At 34.5% G+C, this 22,429-nt stretch carries 25 protein-coding genes and 1 pseudogene; 5 read left to right on the forward strand and 21 right to left on the reverse strand.

Annotated features, from left to right (window positions below; genetic code table 11):
* Positions 1–4: 4 nt before the first annotated feature.
* A complete protein-coding gene (locus QRN68_RS10825; protein ID WP_285396894.1) occupies positions 5–1,081 on the reverse strand; it encodes an undecaprenyldiphospho-muramoylpentapeptide beta-N-acetylglucosaminyltransferase in 1,077 nt (358 codons plus the stop codon).
* A 163-nt stretch (positions 1,082–1,244) separates the two neighbouring features.
* Here QRN68_RS10825 and QRN68_RS10830 point away from each other — a divergent pair, with 163 nt between their 5' ends.
* Positions 1,245–2,615 carry an MATE family efflux transporter gene (locus tag QRN68_RS10830; RefSeq protein ID WP_285396895.1) on the forward strand — a complete coding sequence of 457 codons (1,371 nt, stop codon included), beginning with the start codon at positions 1,245–1,247 and terminating at the stop codon, positions 2,613–2,615.
* A gap of 539 nt (positions 2,616–3,154) precedes the next feature.
* Here the strand turns inward: QRN68_RS10830 and QRN68_RS10835 are convergent.
* The 15 genes from QRN68_RS10835 to QRN68_RS10905 all read right to left on the reverse strand — a co-directional run bounded on the left by QRN68_RS10835 (position 3,155) and on the right by QRN68_RS10905 (position 15,146).
* Positions 3,155–3,343: a hypothetical protein gene (locus QRN68_RS10835; protein ID WP_285396896.1), complete on the reverse strand. Its 189-nt coding sequence runs from the start codon at positions 3,341–3,343 to the stop codon at positions 3,155–3,157.
* 235 nt (positions 3,344–3,578) lie between these two features.
* Positions 3,579–4,289: a CAP domain-containing protein gene (locus QRN68_RS10840; protein WP_285396897.1), complete on the reverse strand. Its 711-nt coding sequence runs from the start codon at positions 4,287–4,289 to the stop codon at positions 3,579–3,581.
* 403 nt (positions 4,290–4,692) lie between these two features.
* Positions 4,693–4,890: a hypothetical protein gene (locus QRN68_RS10845; protein ID WP_285396898.1), complete on the reverse strand. Its 198-nt coding sequence runs from the start codon at positions 4,888–4,890 to the stop codon at positions 4,693–4,695.
* 131 nt (positions 4,891–5,021) lie between these two features.
* Positions 5,022–5,924 (reverse strand): CobW family GTP-binding protein, encoded by a 903-nt coding sequence (locus QRN68_RS10850; RefSeq protein WP_285396899.1) that lies wholly within the window; start codon positions 5,922–5,924, stop codon positions 5,022–5,024.
* An 82-nt stretch (positions 5,925–6,006) separates the two neighbouring features.
* Positions 6,007–7,506 (reverse strand): lmo1851 family serine protease, encoded by a 1,500-nt coding sequence (locus QRN68_RS10855; RefSeq protein ID WP_285396900.1) that lies wholly within the window; start codon positions 7,504–7,506, stop codon positions 6,007–6,009.
* Between the two features lie 427 nt (positions 7,507–7,933).
* Positions 7,934–8,668: an N-acetylmuramoyl-L-alanine amidase gene (locus tag QRN68_RS10860; protein WP_285396901.1), complete on the reverse strand. Its 735-nt coding sequence runs from the start codon at positions 8,666–8,668 to the stop codon at positions 7,934–7,936.
* Positions 8,669–8,895: 227 nt separating this feature from the next.
* Entirely contained in the window at positions 8,896–9,657 is a 762-nt protein-coding gene (locus QRN68_RS10865) for a GNAT family N-acetyltransferase (RefSeq protein WP_285396902.1), read from the reverse strand.
* A 196-nt stretch (positions 9,658–9,853) separates the two neighbouring features.
* Positions 9,854–10,597, reverse strand: a complete 744-nt coding sequence (locus tag QRN68_RS10870; RefSeq protein ID WP_285396903.1) for a polysaccharide deacetylase family protein — start codon at positions 10,595–10,597, stop codon at positions 9,854–9,856.
* Between the two features lie 238 nt (positions 10,598–10,835).
* Positions 10,836–11,312: a hydroxymyristoyl-ACP dehydratase gene (locus QRN68_RS10875; protein WP_285396904.1), complete on the reverse strand. Its 477-nt coding sequence runs from the start codon at positions 11,310–11,312 to the stop codon at positions 10,836–10,838.
* Between the two features lie 781 nt (positions 11,313–12,093).
* The gene (locus QRN68_RS10880) at positions 12,094–12,855 is read right to left on the reverse strand and encodes a glycosyltransferase (protein WP_285396905.1); all 762 of its coding nucleotides are present in this window, start codon (positions 12,853–12,855) and stop codon (positions 12,094–12,096) included.
* 79 nt (positions 12,856–12,934) lie between these two features.
* On the reverse strand, positions 12,935–13,147 hold the full coding sequence (locus tag QRN68_RS10885) for a hypothetical protein (RefSeq protein ID WP_285396906.1): 213 nt from the start codon (positions 13,145–13,147) through the stop codon (positions 12,935–12,937).
* A gap of 245 nt (positions 13,148–13,392) precedes the next feature.
* The gene (locus QRN68_RS10890) at positions 13,393–13,587 is read right to left on the reverse strand and encodes a hypothetical protein (RefSeq protein ID WP_285396907.1); all 195 of its coding nucleotides are present in this window, start codon (positions 13,585–13,587) and stop codon (positions 13,393–13,395) included.
* 118 nt (positions 13,588–13,705) lie between these two features.
* Complete coding sequence (gene fabZ / locus QRN68_RS10895) at positions 13,706–14,131, reverse strand: 3-hydroxyacyl-ACP dehydratase FabZ (protein ID WP_285396908.1); 426 nt, start codon at positions 14,129–14,131, stop codon at positions 13,706–13,708.
* Between the two features lie 140 nt (positions 14,132–14,271).
* Positions 14,272–14,871 carry a protein kinase family protein gene (locus QRN68_RS10900; RefSeq protein WP_285396909.1) on the reverse strand — a complete coding sequence of 200 codons (600 nt, stop codon included), beginning with the start codon at positions 14,869–14,871 and terminating at the stop codon, positions 14,272–14,274.
* A gap of 26 nt (positions 14,872–14,897) precedes the next feature.
* On the reverse strand, positions 14,898–15,146 hold the full coding sequence (locus QRN68_RS10905; protein WP_285396957.1) for a DUF3953 domain-containing protein: 249 nt from the start codon (positions 15,144–15,146) through the stop codon (positions 14,898–14,900).
* Positions 15,147–15,532: 386 nt separating this feature from the next.
* Between QRN68_RS10905 and QRN68_RS10910 the strand changes: the two genes are divergently transcribed.
* Both QRN68_RS10910 and QRN68_RS10915 read left to right on the forward strand, forming a co-directional pair.
* A complete protein-coding gene (locus QRN68_RS10910) occupies positions 15,533–16,153 on the forward strand; it encodes a LysE family translocator (RefSeq protein ID WP_285396910.1) in 621 nt (206 codons plus the stop codon).
* Between the two features lie 109 nt (positions 16,154–16,262).
* Positions 16,263–16,721, forward strand: coding sequence for a DinB family protein (locus tag QRN68_RS10915; RefSeq protein WP_285396911.1), 459 nt, complete (start codon positions 16,263–16,265; stop codon positions 16,719–16,721).
* 224 nt (positions 16,722–16,945) lie between these two features.
* On the opposite strand, the gene QRN68_RS10920 is transcribed toward QRN68_RS10915, so the two are convergent.
* From QRN68_RS10920 to QRN68_RS10935, 4 genes and pseudogenes are all read right to left on the reverse strand, one after another.
* A complete protein-coding gene (locus tag QRN68_RS10920) occupies positions 16,946–17,935 on the reverse strand; it encodes a serine hydrolase domain-containing protein (protein WP_285396912.1) in 990 nt (329 codons plus the stop codon).
* Between the two features lie 346 nt (positions 17,936–18,281).
* Positions 18,282–18,824: a GNAT family N-acetyltransferase gene (locus QRN68_RS10925; RefSeq protein WP_285396913.1), complete on the reverse strand. Its 543-nt coding sequence runs from the start codon at positions 18,822–18,824 to the stop codon at positions 18,282–18,284.
* Positions 18,825–18,901: 77 nt separating this feature from the next.
* Positions 18,902–19,779 (reverse strand): annotated as a pseudogene (locus QRN68_RS10930) (GNAT family N-acetyltransferase).
* A 559-nt stretch (positions 19,780–20,338) separates the two neighbouring features.
* A complete protein-coding gene (locus tag QRN68_RS10935; RefSeq protein ID WP_285396914.1) occupies positions 20,339–20,518 on the reverse strand; it encodes a hypothetical protein in 180 nt (59 codons plus the stop codon).
* A gap of 175 nt (positions 20,519–20,693) precedes the next feature.
* Here QRN68_RS10935 and QRN68_RS10940 point away from each other — a divergent pair, with 175 nt between their 5' ends.
* On the forward strand, positions 20,694–21,161 hold the full coding sequence (locus QRN68_RS10940; RefSeq protein WP_285396915.1) for a GNAT family N-acetyltransferase: 468 nt from the start codon (positions 20,694–20,696) through the stop codon (positions 21,159–21,161).
* A gap of 304 nt (positions 21,162–21,465) precedes the next feature.
* Here QRN68_RS10940 and QRN68_RS10945 read toward each other — a convergent pair whose 3' ends face one another.
* Positions 21,466–21,957: a hypothetical protein gene (locus tag QRN68_RS10945; RefSeq protein WP_285396916.1), complete on the reverse strand. Its 492-nt coding sequence runs from the start codon at positions 21,955–21,957 to the stop codon at positions 21,466–21,468.
* 144 nt (positions 21,958–22,101) lie between these two features.
* Here QRN68_RS10945 and QRN68_RS10950 point away from each other — a divergent pair, with 144 nt between their 5' ends.
* Entirely contained in the window at positions 22,102–22,281 is a 180-nt protein-coding gene (locus QRN68_RS10950) for a hypothetical protein (RefSeq protein ID WP_285396917.1), read from the forward strand.
* Positions 22,282–22,429 lie beyond the last annotated feature (148 nt).

Here is a 22,429-nt window from a genome sequence, read left to right on the forward strand (position 1 = left end):
GAGCTTACTTTTTATATTGTAAAATCAGTTTCGCCATTTCATCTGGCGTTTTCGGTCTTTGCGTTTTTTCCATAGTCGCGACCATTTCTTCTTTGCGCTCTGTCAGCACATGAACCGATTTTTTAAAGGATTCCTTTGTTAACTCTTCCTCTTGTAATACTTCTGCGTAGCCTTGTCTTTTAAATAAGTTGGCATTTAATATTTGATCGCCGCGACTTTTTTGTGCAGATAAAGGCACTAACAACATTGGCTTGTGAAGTGCTAGAAATTCAAAAATCGAATTGGAACCTGCACGTGAGACGATAAAGTCTGCCGCATGTAATAAATCCGGTAATTCTGTTGTCACATATTCAAACTGCTTGTAACCAGGCATAGACTCGAATGATTTGTCATAATTCCCTTTACCGCACAAATGAATGATTTGAAATTGTTTGACAAGCTCGGGTAAATTTTGACGAAGTGCATCATTCAAGACAACTGAACCTAAACTCCCTCCCATTACAAGCAGGACAGGTTTTAATGTTGTAAAGCTACATTGGGATAACCCTTTCGCTCGATTTCCCATAAATAACTCTTGGCGAATAATGGATCCTGTGCACGTTGCCTTTTCTTTCGGTAAGTGCTGCAATGTTTCTTCAAAAATTGTAAAGATATGTGATGCAAATGGTAGCGCAATTTTATTGGCTAAGCCTGGTGTAACATCTGATTCATGGATGACCACAGGAACACCAGCAAGTTTCGCAGCCATGACAACGGGTACAGAAACAAAGCCACCCTTTGAAAAAATAACTTGCGGCTTCACTTTTTTGATAATACGAAAAGCCTGCATAATTCCAGCAAGCACTTTAAATGGGTCAGTAAAATTTTTCATTGAGAAATAACGACGCAATTTTCCACTTGAAATACCGTAAAACGGAACATTAGGGAATGCCTCGCCTATTAATTCTTTTTCAATGCCCTGGTCTGACCCAATATAGTGGACATCATAACCTAGTTCTAGTAAAGACGGGAGTATCGCTTGATTGAGCGATACATGACCAGCTGTCCCTCCACCGGTTAAAATGATTGTTTGTTGTTTCACATAAATTCTCCTATTCCTTAAAAAGCGTCACTACTTTTTGTTTACAGTCTTTTATTTTACTATATGCGGACGAAAAGATATAGATGAAGCTTTTAATTTTTCCACTTTCGCCTATTTCATGTGCTATACTAATTAATTATGTTAATGAAAGAAGTTAGACAATATGAAACAAACAACTACGTTAAAAGAAAAATACAGCTTGATTTTAAAAATCATTCTACCTATTTTAGTCACACAAGTAGCCATTTATTTTATTTCTTTTTTCGATATTTTAATGTCGAGTCGCTACGGTACTACTGACCTAGCTGGAGTCTCGATTGGCTCTTCCATTTGGATGCCTGTTTATACAGGACTATCTGGAATTCTACTTGCGATTACACCTATTGTTTCACAGCTTGTCGGGGCTAAAAAAGAGTTACAAGCTAAGAAGGCAGTTCAGCAAGGAATCTATGTAGCTATCATTCTTGTAGTACTTATTTTTATAGCGTTATTCGTTGGTATTGATTGGATTCTAGGCAATATGAATTTAGAAGCCTCTGTACATACTATAGCTAAGTCCTATATTTATACGATGTGCGCTGGTCTTTTGCCGCTCTTTTTATTTTTTGTCATGCGCTGTTTCATCGATGCGCTCGGACAAACACGCGTCACAATGATTATTACATTGCTTACAACACCCATTAACATTGTGTTAAATTATATTTTCATTTTTGGGAAATTTGGAGCGCCAGAGCTTGGTGGGGTCGGTGCTGGCGTTGCAACGGCGATCACCTACTGGCTAATTTTCTTCATCACAGTTTGGATTATTGCAAAACGCGTGCCCTTTGAACGCTTTCGCATATTCCATGATTGGCCAAAATTAGAATGGCTTCGTTGGAAGGAAATATTAATCATTGGTGTGCCAATTGGAATATCCATCTTTGCAGAAACGAGTATTTTTTCCGCCGTCACTATGATGATGAGTAGTTTTAGTACAGAAATCATTGCAGCTCATCAAATAGCATTGAATTTCACCTCCCTACTGTACATGGTACCACTTAGTATTTCGATGGGCGTTACGATATTAGTAGGTTTTGAAATCGGTGCTGGTCGTATGCATGATGCTAAAATCTACAGCTATTTATGTGTTGGTACTACGATAATATTTAGCTTTATTTCAGCTTGTATCCTTTTTTTACTTCGAGAACCCGTTGCCAATATGTATACAACCGATAACAAAGTAATAGAGTATGCCGTACAATTTTTAGTATTCGCAGCCATTTTCCAGTTATCCGATGCTATTCAAGCGCCAGTACAAGGGGCTTTGAGAGGCTATAAGGATGTTATGATCACTTTTATTATGGCCATAATTTCATACTGGATAATAGGCTTACCTGTCGGATACACTCTTGCAACTCATACAGATTTCGGACCGTTTGGTTACTGGATTGGACTTGTTGCAGGCCTGACAACAGGAGCGATTACTTTATTAATACGTTTGTTACTTATTCAAAAAAGAATTACAAGCAAGTCCAAAGTAGAATTAGCAAACTAGACATTGTTCTAGTTTGCTATTTTACATTATAGAAGTAAAAAACGCCCAAGAATCTATCAGCATTGAATAAATCCCTTTTACATTTACATTATCTAGACTCATCTTTTTCGTCTGGGATTATATATTTTGTCTTTTCTTGTAAATCTCTACTGCTATTAATGCTCTTAGTTCCTCTAGTAAAATCGTCAAATGGTGTGTACATATTGGTCAATTTCTTTTTCTTTACTACGACATTATATACTCCAAATATATAATGAAATATTAAAAAATACGGAAGGGTATGTATATATGAAAAAAACCTTATTTTTCTATCAATTTTACTGTAGATTTTGCTAATGTAGCTTGAGAAAATGATTCTAAGAATGGGGCTAAAGCTGCTATGAGTGTTCTAGCAACTTTACCCCATTGTGTAGTTATTCTTCTATGTTAAAAATTAATTCCCCTATAGATGTATCACTCGTTACATTAGTTTTTTTCAACAACATCATCTAATGAGGTAAGTTCTACATGTATTGATTAAAGCTATTAGCTCTGATACTCTATTGAATATCCCAATACAATTGCCCTTTATTATTATTTTTTATAGTAGGAACTTGACTGTCCATATCTTCCAAGTCCTTCCTTTCACAACCTTCATTACAGTAAAATTTATCTTCTTGAGTGTTATACAAGCTTTTTGCTCTATCTATTATTAATTTACCGCATTCTCCACATTTTATTAATATCATACATCACTCTCCATTTTCGGTTCGTTAGCCTTTAAAAACGCTACTGTAAAATATTCGACTATCTGCTAGTTCGCATAGTGAAGCCCATTTTCTTCATATCTACTGTATTCAACGATCCCCTGTAGTGTACTTACTTGTTTTTAGTCAAAATTATTCGCAACTAAAAAGGATGTCCACTAAGCGTTATGACTTAGTAGACATCCTTTTATTCAATGAAGCTATTTAATTTACACTATTATTTTTGGATAAATTGTTGCGTCCAGTAGTTACCTGATTTCACATAACCCACACCGATATGCGTAAATTTCTCATTTAAAATATTCGCACGGTGACCTGGTGAATCCATCCAAGCTTGTACTACTTCTTGAGGTGTACGTTGACCCTGTGCAATGTTTTCACCTGCACTCTTATAACTAATACCTAAAGCTTTCATACGATCGAATGGTGAACCGAATGTTGGGCTTGTATGTGAAAAGTAGTTTTTAGATTGCATATCTTGTGACTTCTCACGAGCCGCTGCCATCAGTTGATCATCTGTTTTAAACGGTGCTAAACCAGCTTTTGTACGTTCAGCATTTGTTAATTTTACTACCTCTTGTTCAAAAGCATTCACATCTGAAGTAGTTGTTGATTGAGATGTATTATCTTTTTGAGTTGTTTGTGTATTATTATTTTTTGTTTGTGTATTGTCACTTGGTTTTTGAACTTCTTTTGATGGTGCTTGTGTTTCTTTTGATGGTACTTGTGTTTGTGGTAGATTTACATACCACTTTTGATTTGACCATTGATCCGACCATTGATTTGACCATTTATAATAATAAACTTTATTACAGTCTGTTGTCTCCTTTACTGAGTTCCCCTCTGTAGTATTAGATGCAGCAGAAGCCATTTGAATTGGAGCTGCTAATAGAAATGTTGCACAAATTGCAGTTAGTGTTTTTTTCATTTTTGCAATTCCTCCTTCTCTGCAACCAATCGTAAAGGACGATTTCATTATTTTTTTTACCAGCATCTGCTAACAACGCCATCAGTGAATTAGATTCGCGTCAAATAAAGGTTTATTTACAATAATTTTTAGTAAGTTTCACCAGTCTATGAAATACTTACGTTTCAAATAGGGTTGACACCCCTTAAAAACTATTAATTTTTTTCAATATTCAAGTAGATTATCCGAGAAATAAAATATGTAAATATCGAAACACGCTTCCTTTATTCTACTTTTCCACATAAAAAAATCTGCTAATATTTCTACTATAAGTAAGACAACAGAACAGGTCTTTCGTCCAACTAGTAGAAATTAGCAGATTTAAAATGTCTATATTCACTAGCTCAGCAAATCTTTAGGCTCTTCACCAATACGTGTGGTTGATTTCCGTTCCGACTGAGCGCTTTGCTTTCGCTACAGAAAACATTTGTTGTTGCTGTCGCTTCGCTTTCGCACAGATAAAACATTTGTTGCTGTCGCTTCGCTTTCGCACAGATAAAACATTTGTTGCTGTCGCACAGAGCAAAGCTTCCAGGGGCGTCAGATGAACCGCTTCACTCACGAAGCTCGCTCCCGGTTCTTATCTGTGACGCTAAATCCCTAAGAAGTCGCTCGGTCTCCACTCCAATCAACTTATATACAAGGTATAGGTTTAACAAATGTCATCCAAAAATTTGGGCGATGAGCAAATTTTTAATTATGACCTAAAACGTTTAAGCTTCCTACATCCTCACCAATAATAACGAGTTTTGCAGGCATTTTCACGTACTCAGGAAGCCATTGGACCATACCGTAAGCATATTGAAACAACATAGGATTTTTTACACCTTCAATTGGCACGTAGCCTTTCATTCGATACACGGTTTCAGGTAATGTACGTACCCAATCCTCAAATTGCTCTTGTGTAAAGTCAGCGTCCTTAAATTCAACTAATCGTGATCCGAGATGCAACGATGCTATTGGGGCTTTCACAATATCTTGAGCATCCACCTGTGCAGTTGCCTTTAAATCTTCTAATAAACGTAACGGTACTCGGCCATTTGTTGTTTGTAAAATAAAAGCATGTGGATTAAAACCTTGTAGCTCATAAACGACTTGCGCTTGCTCTGCCTCTGTTAGTAAATCCGTTTTATTGGCCAATAATAAATGAGCATGACGGATTTGTTCCATAAATAAGGAGCGCACTTGCGGGGTTAAGGTTGCACGATCTAGCCATAGCTTTGAATCAGCAACTGTGACAATTCCTTTGACATTTAACTTTTCCGCAAATAACGGTGAATAAACAGCGTCTAAGGCTTCTACAGGATGTGCAGCACCTGTTGTTTCAATAATTAGGACATCAAAATCACTATCTAATAGAAGAGATTGAATTTGCGCCTCCGTTTTTTCAGCACCAGAGCAGCATATACAGCCTTCTAGCATCTCTTTTAGCGGAATATCCTTTTCCACAGCTTGTGAGTCAAATGGCAGCTTTCCAAGCTCATTCATAATGACAGCGGGCTTTAAATTCTTTTCTTTCAGTTGTCGAATAACGTCCGTTAACATAGATGTTTTACCACTTCCTAAAAAGCCACTAAATAAGTATACGTCTTTCACAATCATTACCTCCCACGAAAAAAGCTGTCGCAATAGGCCGTTAGAAACGCCTGCTGCGACAGCTACTTTGTTAGTTTGTAGTTTACTCAGTTTTTGCTGGCGTACCAGTAAGCAGTTCTTTTGCTTTTAACAATTGAGGATCATCTGCTTTTATTTTTACACGTAACGCATCCATTAAAGCATACGTTGTATCACCAGTTAATACACCAGTTTCTTTAAGACCATTTGCAGCTTGCAGTTTTTTCACTGCATTTTCAGTCGGTTGACCAAAAACGCCGTCTGCTTTACCAGGCTTGTATCCTAGAACTTCTAGCATCTCCTGTGCCGCTTTTACAGAGTTAGACTGCACACCCAATTTCATTTCCATAGATGGATCCAAGTATGGTAATGATGCATAAGGTGGGTATGACACTTTAACATCTGGCACAATGCCCTTTTCATTAATCCAGTTACCATTTGGTGTTAGCCATTTAGCTGTTGTGAATTTAAGGTTAGAGCCATCTTTTAATGGTGCAACATTTTGCACTGTACCTTTACCAAACGATGTTTCTCCAACAATTTTAGCACCAACAGATTCTTTTAATGCACCAGCTAAAATTTCAGAAGCAGAAGCACTGCCACCATCGACAATAACTGTCACAGGTAGATTATATTTTTTACCAGCAATTGCATTTGTAATTTTCGGTTCTTCATCTTTTTGTTGTACTTGAACAATTGGTTTACCTTCTGGAACGAATAGATTCGAAATCTCTATCGCATCTTCTAGGTAACCGCCAGGATTTTGACGTAAATCTAATACGATACCTTTTGCTTTGCCTTCGTAATCTGCAAGAATCTTCTCAAATTCTTTTGCTGTATTTTCACTAAATGACGTGATTTGAATATGGGCAATGTCCCCTTCAAGCATTTCACCGTAAACCGTTTCAACCGGAATTTCGTCACGGACAATCGTCATATTAATAGGCTCAGCATTAGTTCCCCGTTTCACGGTTAATTTTACAGGCGTGCCCTTTTCACCGCGAATACGCGCCACCGCTTCAGAAGCACTTAATCCTTGAATGCTTTTCCCATCAACCGTTAAAATAATATCTTTCGGTAATAATCCAGCCTTTTCAGCAGGTGAATTTTTAATAGGTGACACAACTGTAATAAAGCCATTACGCTCTTGAATTTCCGCACCAATTCCTTGGAAACTAGAAGACAAACCAGACTGAAATTGATCTGCTTCTTCCTTCACCATAAAATCAGAATACGGATCTCCTAATGCGTCGAACATGCCGTTAATAGCGCCGTCGACCACTTTTTCATCATCGATATCTTTGTAATACTTGTTTTTAAGTAAATCATAGGCTTCGTATAATTTTGCAAATTCTGCACGCCCACTCGGTACTTTCACTTCAACTACTTTCTTTTCACCGAATGTTAACGCAAAGATCGTTAAGCCTGCAGTAATAAGGATTGTAAAGAACATTAGCATAATAAATTTAAACGGATTTAATTGTATAAATTTCCCTGCTGGTTTTACTTCAGCTTGTTTTTGTTCTTGCTGCTGTTCTATACCATCTTTTTTCTGTTCATCCATCTTGATTGTCACCACTCTCATATACACTAACTTGTTGTCACACTACTACCATCTTAACAGGTTATAGAGAAGACGAAAAGAAAAAGACTGACAAAATTTCACGACAAATCTTATCCTATAACAATCTTCATAAAATCCAGCATTTTAAAGCAACTTTTCACTTTAGTCGCTTTGTATTCTATGTAGTAGTTATTGCTTTAGATTTTAGTTAAGGTAAAGGTGCTTCAGAAGCACTTTCTGAGGCACCTCTGTTATCTGCTAAGTTATAGGTATATAATGGTACTGCTTTTCTATTTTACCCGTTTCCTAGAAGCAGTCAACTAAAATCCTCACAGATTAATAGAAATAAATTTCGCCTTGGCGTAATTGTAGCTGTCGCTTTGCTTTCGCTACAGAAAACATTTGCTGAATGAAGATAAATGTTCTCTTATGCATCTATAATATACGTAACTTGCGCCAATTTTGCAGTTTTTATTTTGTTTTCAGCATTTTTCGCTGCATTATTCCCAGTAAAAGTTCCTGTTCTAATACGATAATATGTGCCATCTTGCTCAATGTAAACAAGCCAGCCAAACGTTGTTTTCATCACCTGTGCAGCACTTTCTGCTGCCTTAAGGGTACTATAGGTTCCCGTAATAATACGATATTTCAACGTTTCTACTGGTGATGTCGGAATATCTCCAGCTTTTTTTATCATTTCAATAAATTGAGACCACGATACTTTTCCAGCGCGAAGATTACGGGGACAGTTTTTCCCACTAAAATAATTGTGTTGAACAATATTCTGAATTGCGATGTTTTCATCTTTTATTATTTTTCCGATTAAATTCGCTGCATTTTGCACAGCTGTAAAATAATCACCATCGCTATTTACGCAAATTTCCACTTGAATACCTTGATTATTTCCGACATATGTTCCTGCTCCCCAGCATTCCCAAAAATGTTCAAATGATTGGATAGCCTCCTTATCATCCACTTGCCAGTGCCAGCTAGCTTGCCTGCTGTTGCCATTGATCTGTAGACGAGCATGAGCATCCGCATCTGCTCCAATGCTCGTATTATCGGTTTCATGAACGACAATATATTTTTTTGCATTATTTTTACCATTTGTAAGTTTAACTGCTTGCGAAGCTGCTACTAATTTTTGGCGAATTGTTACCAAAAGTGATCCCCCCCCTTCTCCTTGTTCAATAGCCAAAAAGCAGGATGATTGATAATACATTGTAAAGAATCAAACTATCTTATCGTTTTTAGTTCGAAGATAGATAATTGATTTCACTCTATATTATGCACCTTTTGTAACTTCCGCTGTGTTTTTATAAGCATTAATAACCACACTATTTTCATCCGAATTCACTAGTATTTTTAATGTATTTGCGCTAAGTTTTTTTAAATAAGTTCTCTTAATTTTTTTATCACTGAATGAACTGTTAGCCTATGAAATGAAATAAGCTGTCCCTTATAAATGACAGAAAAAATACCATACGGGGTTGGTGATAATGCCATCAACTCTTCTCTATCTTGGAAATCAATAAGTTCAACTGGTATATTCAATTTATTTGCACCAGCTAAAATGTTTTCAGTTGCAATTTCAACGTATGGACATTGGAATGAACGCAAAATAGTTAAGTTAGTAAATTTTTTTAATCGTTCTTCCCAATCGGTTGGGAAATAAGGTTGTTTGACTTCGTTGGTCAAAGGATAGACAAGTAATTCAAAATCATATGGCGCCGAATCAATAAGTTGAAAATCGTTTTTCAAAAATATCTCTTTACTTGGCGTCCAAGATGTTTTGGAATTCGTTATAACAACAACACCTTTTTTTGCTAGCTTTTTTGCGTCTTTTAAACATTTATGGATTAACCGAGTACCGTAACCTTTTCCAACTTCACTTACCCACAAACAATGAATCACTAAATAACCATCGGCGTGAACGACTCTTGATGAATATTCAGCTTCAGTATATTCAATAAATCCGACTTGTTTTTTATTGTCGATTATTTGGACATATTTTAAGCCCTCTTCAAATCTATTATTCAGCCAATTATTTTTATTTATGTAGCCAGTTGATTTCTTCTTACTTCTAAGACAATAGCTCCCAATACCCTCTAAAAGTTCATTATTTAATTCAACCAATTCAACTTTACTCAATGACAATCTCCCCCTATGTATTATAGTAATTATATCTTTTTATGGAGTTCATAACCATAATAAAGGGCTGATTTCCTTTTAGGCCGGGCGCGTTACTGCTCTTAGAAAATGAAAAAATCAGGCTATTTATATTTTAGCCTGATTTTCAAAATTATTTAATTTCTACACATTAGTTGTAGTGAAAACATTACGATACTTATTTGTTTTTGTCTTTTTTACTCTGCACGTCAAGTAATTCAGAAACTGTGACAAATCGGTATCCTTGCTTTTCAAGCTCAGGCAATATTTTTTCCAATGCTTTGACAGTCTGCTGACGATTTCCTCCTCCATCATGAAAAAGAACGATATTCCCTTCTTTCACACCTTTTAACACAGTGTTTACAATTCTATCCGTACCAGGACTTTTCCAGTCTAAAGTATCTAAATGCCATGACCACATCACAACCTTATATTTTTCTTTTGCAATCGCTTCAATCATTGCATCTGAATACTGCCCTTCAACAGGTCGAAATAAAGTAGGAGTAAATCCTGTGATATTATAAATGATTTTATTCGTTTGCTCTATCTCCTTTAGTAAGTTTGGAACATTCGTCCTTAAAGGATGGGAAAATGTATGGTTGGCTAGCTCATGACCATCATTATACATTCTTGAAATAACTTCAGCATTTTTATCTACATTTTGACCGACTATAAAAAAAGTAGCTTTGGCATTGTATTTGTCTAATACATCTAAAATCTGAGATGTATACTTTCGATGTGGCCCATCATCAAAGGTAAGAGCGATAATCTTTTCATCCGTTTTGACTTCCCAAACAATTTGCCCTGCTTCTTCATAATACTTCCTTCCTTTATGTTCATATTTTTCTGCGCTGACTTTTACATAAAAAAAGGAGACAGTTAAAAGACAAATAGGTAATACTAACAGGAAAAACTTTTTCAAATCTTCACTTCCCCAAATAATATTTCGTACTTATTATTTGAGGATTTATAAAAAAAATGCTTTTTTTTTTGATTTTTACTCAGAATAAAAAATGAAAATTAGCGTATTCTTAATGGAGTAATCGGAGAACTACGGTGAACCAGTTGAGGTTTTCCATTGGAGGCATGAAAAATGGTAAAGTTTCACGCCTCGTCTTGCGCGGAAAGCGAAGCGAATTCGGATACTTGATTTTGATTTGCTACTTTTTATAAAAACTTAAATAATAGTCAATTAACTTAATGACTTCATATATTTTTTTATATTCTTTTTCTATTTTATAGGAAATAAACAATATCGCTACATTAAAACTCAAAACTGCTAGGGCAAATATTTGGACAAACGAGATCCCAATTACCAGCTTCGTATTAATGGCAGAAGCAATTATTAATATCAATGATAATATCACACCACTTAATGTAATATAAACTGGCTTAGATCTAATAATTTCATTTGCTTGCAATTTCAAAACATCTAATAAATACCATACTTCTTTCAATGTATATTGCTGATCAAAAATAACAAAATATGACATATAAACATCGTTTGCGATATTTTCATTCAGTATATTTTTATGAATTTTTTTTACTAATCGATCACAAAAATCTTTATTTAATGCTTTTTCAGGTATAAATAATTCTTCTTTATTTTCTAAAATATTTGTGCTGGGATGTTTCAAACCCCCTCATCCTCTCATACTGTTTTACCTGATTTAATGAACGTATTTTGACTAGAAAACTTGTTGATAGTCAGAACAAAGTCACCCAAACTTTCAGATACTAAAATTATATGAAGGAATAAACGTTGTATGTTATTTTCGACAAAATCCATTTTATATTTTTTATCAGGCGTGTTGATTAGGAAAAAATAGGTTTATTATTGAGCGATAAAAGGATTTTTTGTTACCATTTTGCTAATATATTTCCATTTTAACTGATTGTAGCGTAGGGCTACTCGACTCCCGCGGGATAGCGAGACAGACGAGACCCTGCACGGAGCGGAGCGGAGGAAGCGGCTCGACGCTCGCCCGCAGGAAAGCGAGTAGCCCGTAGCGGAAATCAGCCTTTTAAAATGTATAAAAATGGTTAATCAACACACCTGATTTTTTATGACACCTTAAGTAACTTACAGCTTGCATTTTGAGATTTTTCATTTAGACTAGATTGGATCTCGTATGAAGTGGTATGTTGTAGGGGGTTGTAATAAAATTCCTTAACTTAAATTAACAAAGAAAATTCGCATTTTTTCTCCTTTTAGAAAAAGATACGGTATAAAGTCGATAAAATAAAAAACGTAAAAAATCCTAGAAGAAAAATAATTATGTTCTTTGTCCTATTACTCATCCCCACCACCCTTTCAATTCCAATAATACTCGAAAATGTAATAAAGATGGCTTATCACCTCTTTTAGTCTAGTGATTTTTAATCTGGGATACTAGCCATTAAGCATTCTTTACTACACTATCTTGCTTGATCATCATAATAGGCTTCATTCGCAGCCTTTTGATTATTGCCTTTGAGATAAGCTAAAATCAAACCAGGCCGTTTTAGTAATACCCAGTCCCCATAATGGTCAAATCGTCTGCAGGAAGTAATCATTCCGTTCTTAATCGTTCCAAATTTTTTACCGTTTTTCTTACCCCATTCTTTTAAGCGCTTTGCAAAATCAGCATCTTCTGCCATTAGCATATTTTCGTTAAAACCCTTGATGGCGTAAAAGTCTTTCTTATAGCACCAAAAAATCCCTACAGAGATAAAACCATACTTGAACAGTAAAGGAACTATTAATAGCATGCTAGAAACAACTATACCAAAAGACATTCGTTCAAAATTGCCGTTCACGCCTCCTCCAATGTATTGATCGGATGCTAAATATCTTTCAACATCAGATAACAAGTGTTCTGTCATTCTAGTATCGGCATCAATTGTAATCAGTATTTCGCCTTTTGCTAAAGCAGCTCCAGCATTTCTAATTTTAGATAGATTTTTATCTTCATTTTTCAATGTCACACAGTTGTAGGATTGTGCAATTTCTTCCGTTCTATCCGTACACCGATTTAACACGACTATGACTTCAACTTGATTTTTAAATGGTTGTGCAGCCTTTGCAATTGACTCTAGACACTTACCTAAATAATTTTCTTCATTATGAGCAGGTATTATAACTGAAAATTTTACATCTCCATCAGGAACATCTTTAATAAAAGGTGTGCTTTCCGACATATAAAATCTCCCCCGTTTTTTTAGTTTAATTATACATCCATCTGTTTTTCTTAATTTTTTTATTTATGGATTTTTATGTCTATTTTAAAACAATTTGGCTCATCACCATAACGTGTAGTTGATTTCCGTTCCGACTGGGCGCTTTGTTGCTGTCGCTTCGCTTTCGCACAGATAAAACATTTGTAGCTGACGCTTTGCTTTCGCTACAGAAAACATATGTTGTGGCTGTCGCCACGCTTTCGCACAGATAAAACAATTGTAGCTGCCGCTTCGCTTTCGCTACAGAAAACATTTGCTGACGCTTCGCTTTCGCACAGAGCAAAGCTTCCAGGGGGCGTCCGATGTGCCGCTAATCCCCTAGGAGTCGCTCAGCCGTAACGAAAATCAACCTATATGGCATTCATTTTAACAAATGTCACCCACAACTTTTGGTGATGAGCCAACAATTTAACACGACAACAAAATGAAGTAAGTCCTACTTTAGAATTCAAGTGGGCAAAAAAATAGAGTTGATTTTGAGATTATCAACTCTATTTTTTATTTAGGATTTCCTTCATTAGAACCTCTTTTATTCGATTTGCTTGAGATGAAAACCGCAGTTGAGAAAATAAAAATTCCTGTACATAGCCACATCATAATGCCATTCCATTGACTGTTTAATAGCGTAATATTTGTAAGGATGATGAATTGCATGATACAAGTGGCTATATAAAGAGCTAAGGAATAATTCATGTAACCATCTCCATTTCGAAGTCACTTATTTATATTATTCAACAACTATTTTTAATATCCTTTAAACATAGAAAAAAGTACTGCAATGAATTTTTGCAGCACTTTTAAACGTATTGGCTTAGCTTCCAAATGCAAAAATAAGCTCTGTCTCACAAGCTATTTCTCCGTTTACAGTTGCAATTCCTCGTCCTTTACCAATAGCACCCTTTAAGCGTGTAATTTCCACTTCAAGACGGAGCTGATCACCAGGCTTCACTTGTTTTTTAAAACGACAGTTATCGATACCTGCTAGTAATCCTAGTCTCCCCTGATTGCCTTCTTTTGTAAGCATAATAATTGCACTTACTTGAGCTAAAGCCTCTACAATTAACACGCCCGGCATTACCGGATAATTAGGAAAATGTCCATTAAAAAATTCTTCATTTATCGTCACATTTTTAATTGCTACAGCGCTCTTACCTTCCTCTAATTCCAATACTCTATCCACTAAAAGAAATGGGTAACGATGTCTAAGGACTTCTTGTATTTGCTGAATATCTAACATTAAAATACCTCCAAAGGATTTATCACCTTATTCTAACACTAAACATTAGTAGTTGGTACTATTATTAACATTATAAGTGCAAAATAAAAAAGCTACACCCTTAAGATATGACTGTAAAAAATATCATCATAGAAATACTGCTACTCTTTTCCACATTCGTAACATCTTCTATCCGTATCATGTTCTCCATACATTCTAAGCTCTTTTTCTACACCACATTTTATACATGGCTCAAAATAAATTTGTGGTAACACGCCAGCTTCTGCGAGCGGAACCCATTTTGTTTCATACAAAGTTTTCGTCATGCCATAATCTAATAACATCAATTGACCATGCTTGTCTTCGCCATAATTACTGCTATCCAAAAAGTCAAATCCATCATAAACTCGATCAATTTCTTCGATTGCTGCCTTTAAATTAGTGGATATTCGCAAATCAATATTAAAATCTATGTCAAATGTTTCACCATTAACTAATGGTAATGGTTGAACATATGGTTGTATTGAGATTTTTTCATCAAAGTACAAAATAGGAGCTACGGAATCTGCTAATCCTTTCTCTTTTAATGCATGATGAATTTTTTGTTCATTTTGACTTTGTATAAAACCAATTTCGTGTAAATGCTTTTTTATGACCCAATGTTTAAAACGAAATACCTTTCTAGTAGAACCTATCCCAACAAAATTTTCTGGAATCATTAGTTGGTCTACATTTCTAACGATTTCAATAACATTCTTCATTGTTGCCACTCCCTATGAACATGTTTCTAATAAGCAATAAAAGATTTTACATAAACAAATAATATAAAAATCGCAACAGCGAAATAGAGTATGCTTACATACTTTCTTTTTGCTCTTTTCCATTCTCGAAGCCCAATAATAATAAAGGTAAACCCTAACAAAATCTGTGATAGCGGCAATAAAGTAAAATCTTTAGTTATTAAGCAATAAATACCAATAATCATAACAAAAACAGTTAATATAATTTGAATGCCCAAAGATAAATTCCATCTCATAGTTTTCAATTTATCACCTCAACCCTTTCTCTATTATTAAATAAAAAACAATATTATACAAATATCCCTATTTTTTATCTCATCATCCAAAATTGTGAATGACATTTTTAAAACATTTGGAGTGAAGGCAGGCTTACTCATTAGGGGTTAGCATCACAGATGAGACCATGGAGCTAGTGAAGCGACTCCAACGTACACCCCTAAGGAAGCGTCTAGTCTGAACGGAAATACCACACGTAATGCGACGAGCTTATTCCCCCTTGTTTTTTCATTATAAGTTGAATTCATCACTTTTCAGTATCGACAGGTATACAAGAGATAGAATATAATATTTTTTGCATTCATCTTAGCTGAGTGTTTAGTTTATTAGAATAGGATGGTTAAGCATGTTATCTTTTATTGCAATAGTTTTTCTCTTATTTTTAATTCCTGGCCCTGCTGTTATCATTACTATTACGCAAACGCTGAAAAGTGGTAAAAAGAACGGTATTTATACTGCACTAGGTATTGGACTAGGCGACTTAGTTCATACGTTAGCTGCTGTACTAGGTCTATCTGCCATTTTAATGAATTCTGCAACTGCGTTTGAAGTAGTGAAATATATCGGAGTTGCGTACCTTGTTTATTTAGGTATTCAAATGCTACTAACAAAACCACAAAAATTAGAAAAGCCAACTGTTGAGCAAAGCCCTGCAAGTACTTCGTTCCGACAAGGATTTTTAGCGGAAATTTTAAATCCAAAGACGGCATTATTTTTCTTAGCATTTTTACCACAATTTGTTCAACAAAATGGCCAATCAGTCACAGTACAATTATTGATTTTAGGGATTACATTTGTTGTGATGAGTGCTTTGTATACTATTTTGTTAGCTATTATTACAAGCTTCATTGGCGAAAAAATCTTTACGAAAACAACAAGCAGTGGTTCACGTTGGATTGAAAAGGCTGTAGGTTTTGTTTATATAGGGTTAGGCGTAAAATTAGCTCTTCAAACTCAAAGTCCATAAATATAGGGAAAACACGATTTAAAACGTGTTCTCCCTTTTTTATTTCTATAAAAAGGAATTTGAGTAATTTTATCCAATATTATATGAAAAAGAGGAGGGGAGATTTTATATGAAGCAACGTCATCAAATTCTATTTCAACAGTTGGATAGTTATCGGAGTGAAGTATTACAAGTATTAGAAACAGTAACGGAAGATATTGCTCATACTATTCCATCTGGATTTCATAATAATATTCGCTGGAATTTGGGTCATATTTATTTAGACCAATATTTGTGGATTGAGGCTTTAACAAACGAAAAAAGTAAGGAACTTGAATCACTTCAATCTTGGTTCGGCTATGGCACATCTCCAGCTAATTTTAATGAGAAAACTCCATCATTTGAAGAATTAAAGAAGTTATTAAAAGCCCAGCCTATACAAATAAAAGAATTGTATGGTGATCGATTAGATGTAGAGTTTCCTCCTATTGATATGGGAATGAATACGATTGAGCAAGTATTAATTCGAACGATTTTCCATGAAGGAATACATTTACAAACTATACTTGATATTAAAAAATTTGTGTAATTGCAAAAGGTTTAGAAAGACAATAAAGTTATCATTTTTTAAGCATAACCCCGACCTAAGTTTAAGTCGGGGTTATGCTTGTTTTATTTTCATATAAGATACCATGCGTGTTGATTAACCATTTTTATACATTCGAAATGGTCGATGAGCGAGCCTCGAGACGCTGCCGCTACGTTACAATAGCGTCTAATTGTTGAAGATTATCTTAAAGCGAACCGATATGATCATTTGATCAAACCTTTGATATCTCTGAAAACCTTCCATACGTTACACCCAAAATTGCTTACCAATGTGATTAGCAAATCTTGTTGTTTGTCGTATGAACTATAAAAACTTATACCAGGATCGCATCCTTCAAAGTGGTAATCAAACGTGCCTTCTTCTTTTTTATCCAGCCAAATCCCATAGCCATAGCATTCTTCTTTCACTTGAGGAGTTAACATTTCTTTTAACATTTCCTTCGATATCAATTGCCCCTTCATCAGACTGACCCAGAACTTTTCAACATCTATAACTGTAGTAAATGCTCCCCCTGCACCTGTTCCTTTTACGTCTACACTGTAAATATTAGTATAAAACTCTTGTCTGCTGTCATCATATACATACCCGTTTGCACATTGAGCAGGCAATCTGTCCAGTTCATAATACCCTGTATTCAACATACCGCAAGGAATAAAAACATGTTCATTAAGATATACATCGAACGAAGAGCCAGTAATGGCCTCAACAATAAGACCAAGAACAACAAATCCTGTATTATTATATTGAAATCTATCTCCTGCTGGATACATCATAGGCTTATGAATAAATAATGGAATGATATCCGACGATGTACGTATTTTATAATTGGGATAATCTATCCACAGTTCGTCATAATCTTCCATGACAGACTCATCAAAATAGTCGGGTATTCCCGATGTATGATTAAGCAACTGCCTGACAGTGATATGAGGATCAATATTCTTTAAATCAAAATTCAAGATGTCCCCAATACAACTATCAAAAGATAATCGACTTTGTTCAATCAGTTGCAAAATGGCTACGGCAACAAATACTTTTCCTGCTGAGGCTGTTGCAAACTTTGTATCAAACTCGTTTGATACTTTATTTGGTAAATCGGCGTATCCAAAGGCTTTACGGTATATATTTTCACCTTTTTGAGTAACCGATATGACCCCACTAAAATCTTTGTTTATACATTCGTCGAACCCCATCATTTCTCTCTCCCTTTAACAATTTCTTTCCTTCAACGTTTTACTAACGAACAACATTTCGTTCTTATTGGGACAATCACATTCTTTATTTCGCAAATATCTCCCTTTAAGAAAAAGATTCAAATGATATGTAGTATTACACCTTTTCTCATGTTTTGCCCCGGAAATAAACAACTTTGTCTCGCTTACAAATATCTCTTTTTTATTCCACAATTTGGTTCGGTTGTTGAATAACATGACTGGCGTTTTTTAAACAGCTTTATTATCTCTGTAGAAAAGGTCATGTTGATCTTTTCCAATGAAAGGTGTCAAAATGAATTGCAATATATCTATGTTTTTTCGATAATTACGTTTCAAGAACAAGTCCCATTTCAACTCGTACTTCCTTTTTTTCAATGTCATTATTTGAGTAACTTAATAGGTCACATCCAATAAGCTGAAATCCATGCTTTCTATAAAATTGTATGGCGGGATAATTCGACGTTTGTGTTTCTAAAACGATTGTCCTCACACCTATTTCTACTGCACGCTTTTTGACCAATGCCATCAGCTTGCTACCAATTCCTTTATGTTGATGAGATTGATAAATGTGAATATCATTAATTCTTAACACATTATTCCATTTCTCGTGGCTGAAGCTAACAATTCCCGCCTCTTTCCCATCAAACTCAGCAATATAACATTCAATATCCTCAATATAATCTTCAAAAATTTCTCCTTCTAAATATTTATGAAATGGAGTGTCGAAATGTTTTAACGTAAAATCAATTGCCCAGCCATTTTCTCGCTCTTTATAGGAAACATCATAATAATTATTAGAGCTGTATTGATAAATAATTTTTTTGCCTTGTGGGAAATTGTCTTTATATATCCTTTTTATTTGTATCAAGTTGAATCACCCTTTTCACATATTCTTATAATAGAAAAAACTCTTTAATATAACTGTAATCAAACATTTAACTGGTCTTACGAATGTGATGTTAATGGAAATAAAGGTCGTTCTGTCCCGAATTCTATCATCGGCCGAATAAACAATACATCGTCCTCAGTTTCAATTACTTCAGACTCTAGATTCTGACAATCAGGGATAAAGTGAAAAATTATTCTTTTTATATCCGATGTAGTAATGTAGCTTAAAACCTCTATTACATCAATTTCACTACGACTAACAACATCAAAAAGATGTAATTCTTCATCCTCTTTTTCGAATAATACTATAACGTCTTTGTCTTCGATAAAATAAATTGAATTAGGAAATGCAATAAGAAAATAGAACATAAGTAGATTTTCATTATCTTTCACATCTAAAACCGACGACAATGGAATTCTTTCCTTCGCATACAATTTCAATAAAGATAAGTCGTTGATATTTTCAACATTTAATTTTCGGATCGTTCTGTTTGTTTTTTTTTGTAAACCATCAGCATTTAAGAAATATCTACTTTCTTGTACTCGTGAAAACCCAAATTTCGGATAGAAATCTAGGACTGTTTCATTAGCAAATAAATAGATAAAATCATATTGTTTCTCATATTTATCAATAATGTCATTCATTAATTTTTTGCTAAACCTTTATGACGATAATTTGGATGCGTCATTACTGTACCAACTTGTATGGCTTTATAATCCTCGCTGTTTACAGCAACAGTCATTTTACTTATTGATGCATTTGCAATTACTTTTTCACCATCGACATATGAATAACAAATATATTGATCGTTCCAGCAGCCTTTTTCATACCATTGGCTAAAATCTAATCCAAAAACTAACTCTACTAATTCATTGAAACTTTCTCTATACTTTTGATTGTCTTTGTAATCATATACTAATTGATAATTTGTCATATTTACGCCTCATTTCTCTATTTTGTTAACTCAAAGTAAGTAATTGAGACATTACCATTTTACACACCCCCAAAAAGACATAAAAAAAAACTATAAGAAGAAATCCTTCTCATAGTCAAATTTAAATTCAATATAGATCAATACTCCTCAGTGTAATAGTAGCTGGGACATAGATAAACTACCGTTGTCGCCTCGGCTTCCGCACAAATGAACTATATGTCCGGATTTTACCTTGACCCTACTAGAGGCTTATAGAAATTATTGAATATATAATCTGAATAGATATGATGACTTCTAATCGCTATTGTGCAAATGGGCGAACTAAAAAGAATTAAGGTATAGACCTTAATTTGTCTTATTGCACTTTAAAATTATTTAAAATTCTATTAGCCATTAATAAGTTTCATCATAAATAATCAAAACCCCGTTTCACCATATATTTAACACAACTATACATTTTTCTGGATACTTTTGTAAAGAGGAAAATAAGCTTTCATTTTTTATGTAAAAGCTTATAGACCTTTACAGTTAATTGTCTATAAGCTAGATAGTGCATTATTTATTGTTTTGGTGTATTTGCGGTAAGTGGATTACTGTTTGCTACTAATTGTACTGGTGTCGTAGCTTGCTGCATAGACGGTATCATTTGTTGTGCTTTGTTGGAATTTAATATCCCAAAGCGTTTCAGGACACCATAAATAGTAGCCGCGCCTAAAATTATCCATGTTAAAAATCGCACTGATGAACTCCTCCTTTCTCATACTGAAAGTTTAAAACAGCTTTAGTATTGGAATTCCTATGCGGTTTATACGGTGTTAGCTATACGAGTTTTTTGTTCAATTTGCATATCATTTATAAAAATTACAGAATATAGTAGAATGGGATGGTATGAAATTCGAATGGAGGTAGAATTTATGAATATTAAAGTTGCAACATTAGAAGATATCCCGCAAATAGAAATATTATATGAAGAACTGTTTTTAGAAATGTCAAAACTCCAACCAAAGTATATAGCTCCAGCAAAACAGGATGTGAAGTTTCTTACAAACACAATTTCAGAAGAAAAATCAGATATTTTTGTTGCTGAAATAGATAACAGTATTGCCGGCTTTTTGTTAATTCAAGAATTAACTACTCCTCCTTATTCTTGTATTGTCCAGCATAATTATGCATATATTATGGATGTAATTGTTGCAGGTCAATACCAGAGCAAGGGCATTGGTTCACTTTTGCTACAAGAGGCAAAGAAATGGGCAGAAGAACGTAAATTAGATTATTTGGAGTTAAGCGTTCTGGCAGAAAATAATGGCGCTTTTACTTTGTATGAAAAACATGGATATAAAGAAATGAGTTGTAAAATGCGCTTAGAAATTAATAACTAAACAAACCAGAAAAACAGATAACTAATGATGTTGTCTGTTTTTCTATAAAAAGAACATCCTATATTTACTTTACAGGATTTAGCTACAGTTATAATTAAAATGTGTATTGTATTCCTCACCATCTTCTGGAACGAATACATGAGCAGTGATTCCTCTTTCGTTGATAAAGCTTGTCCAATGCTTGTCAGCTTCCATAATATTTCTAATAACAATTTATAAATTGTCTATTGTCATTAATAGTGAGCTACCAGGCTCTCTCGATTGATAGCATGGTATGTTTCAATTGCTTAATGTGGTTATGTATTTAATTTTCCACTTTTACAAAAACGCTACCAAACAACTTCCCATCAATATAAGCATCAAGCTTCCACATACCGCCCTTTGGAAAAGTCATATTGGTTGGAGCATGGTTATCTGCCCCACTGTTTGGCCCAAGTAACTTAGCATTTGTAACCAATTCAATTTCTTTTTGCGTTAATTGGTGAGTCCCTTTTACGCTAAGGAAGTCTCTTGTTTTAACGCTCTCTCCCCAAAAGTGCCAGGCGTATTTCCCTGCTTTGCCAGCAAATATTTTTTCTTCTTTACTATTCGTAAATCCTAATAATTGCGGTTCACCAATCAAATTTAAATTTCCAGATGTAAAATACTCACTTTCTTTCCACTCAGTTTCCTTGGCTAAAACATCTCCAACAAGTTTCGAACTATTATCCTGTTTTATTATGTCGTTGGTTTCTTTATGTGAACAACCTACTAATACCAATCCGCAAATTGTGACGAACCCTACAATTCTCTTCATGCCTATTTCCCCCTTTTATTGTTTAACGACTATTATTCATTTTTTGTTACAAAACAAATTTTTATCATTGCCATTTCCGTCATATTTCAAATGAAATGTGCGCAATCTAAACGTAACGAATTAACAATAACGGAGGTTACAGGAATGAAAAATTTTTTGTATATCGGAGCAATGGCAGCTCTACTATTAACAGCATGTTCTTCTAAAGATGAAGCTCCAGCTAGTGAACAAGCAGAAGCAAAAGAAAAAACCGTCAATGCTGAAACAAAAGAGAATCTTGAGAATAATTTTTCAGGTGACATGGTAGATCCCTCTCAAAAATGAATGAAGAAATAATAACAGATAACAAACTAAAGTTATCTGTTATTTATTGTGTAATTCCTAAATATTTAAAACGTATGTATTGAACCTTAGGATGTGAATTTAATGAGAAAAGAAAAAATATATGATTGATTTAATTTTTTTCGGAGGG

The sequence above is a fragment of the Lysinibacillus sp. fls2-241-R2A-57 genome, assembly GCF_030209535.1.
In the GTDB taxonomy this organism is placed as follows: Bacteria; Bacillota; Bacilli; order Bacillales_A; family Planococcaceae; genus Lysinibacillus.